The organism is Flammeovirga sp. OC4 (genome assembly GCF_000812565.1).
Classification (GTDB): domain Bacteria; phylum Bacteroidota; class Bacteroidia; order Cytophagales; family Flammeovirgaceae; genus Flammeovirga.
The window spans coordinates 1-1032 of sequence record NZ_JTAM01000170.1 but is presented as its reverse complement, the minus strand read 5'-3'; the positions used below and the strand labels follow the sequence as shown (position 1 = coordinate 1032).

Sequence of the window (1032 nt, the reverse complement as noted above, 5' to 3'; positions counted from 1 at the left end):
TTAATTTTTGGGTCTGAAGACCAAACTAAACCCTAATTATTGTAACCAGTTATTCAATTAACTCTTTTAGTTCGATTAGTTCTTTTGTCAGGTTATTATTTTTCTGATGATTCTCTGATATGCTGTAAAGAATATTGTGGTACTGCAGTAATGCACTTTCATCCCTATTGTCTACCAAAAACTCGTCTATAAATAAAGAATATGTGGACAATATTCTTTCCTTTATTTCTTCTTCTCTGCGACTTAGGGAATTTGATAGATTGTTAACCTCTACACCAACAGCTCTTAGTCGTTGAACATAATTGTCATCTAGATCTGATTGGTTAATTTTTTTGAACGATGAGACTATTTCAGGATAATCAATAATCACATCTTGGGAATAGCAGTTGGTAGTGAAACTAATTATCAATATCCAAAAGGTAAACTTCAGATTTTGTCCATTTAGGTTGTTCATATTCCTTGTATTTTAAGTTATTTCTATTTCCAATTGGAACTTCGAAGTGTATGAAGTGGCTTCCCGTATTTAAAATTGGTAGTAAGAAAACATACTCTTTACTCATTCCTTTTCGCAAAATTGTATTTGGTACAACACTATTTCCATTTTTACCAGGGAATTCAATATCGAATTTTGTTGGCTTTGAATAATGGTAATCGGCATTGACCACATTTATTTTCGCTATCGACAGAGGAGGAGAAGAAAATTGAAGGAATTCATCATCGTTTCCCGTGTTTTCCAGTTTTATGACCAATTTAAAGATGTTACCCTTAACATGTTGAGGTTCGAGAATATTGATTTTTAAGACTGGTTGAATCTTTAATTCTTTCTCCAGCTTTTCAACTTGAAGTTTAGCTATCTTTTTTTGATTTAATAAATTGAACTTTCTTAAAGTCCAAATACCACCACCAACCGCTCCAATAGCAAGAGTTACGTTCCTAAACGCTTCAGATAGAAGTTTTATATCCTGGTAAATGTTCTCCATTTTAATTGGTTACAACATTCGATAAACACCACATTCACTTTATTCCAATAAT

General features: G+C 32.2%; 2 protein-coding genes. Both read right to left on the bottom strand.

Features of this window, described 5'->3' with window-relative positions; genetic code table 11:
- Positions 1-49: 49 nt before the first annotated feature.
- Complete coding sequence (locus PL77_RS29815; RefSeq protein WP_156152617.1) at positions 50-454, bottom strand: hypothetical protein; 405 nt, start codon at positions 452-454, stop codon at positions 50-52.
- A complete protein-coding gene (locus PL77_RS29810; RefSeq protein ID WP_044213693.1) occupies positions 399-980 on the bottom strand; it encodes a hypothetical protein in 582 nt (193 codons plus the stop codon). Before PL77_RS29810 ends, PL77_RS29815 begins: the two co-directional genes overlap by 56 nt.
- Positions 981-1032 lie beyond the last annotated feature (52 nt).

What these genes read in the sequence shown, in the direction of transcription:
- PL77_RS29815 (WP_156152617.1), bottom strand. Translation starts at nt 454, where the DNA reads ATGAACAACCTAAATGGACAAAATCTGAAGTTTACCTTTTGGATATTG.
- PL77_RS29810 (WP_044213693.1), bottom strand. Translation starts at nt 980, where the DNA reads ATGGAGAACATTTACCAGGATATAAAACTTCTATCTGAAGCGTTTAGG.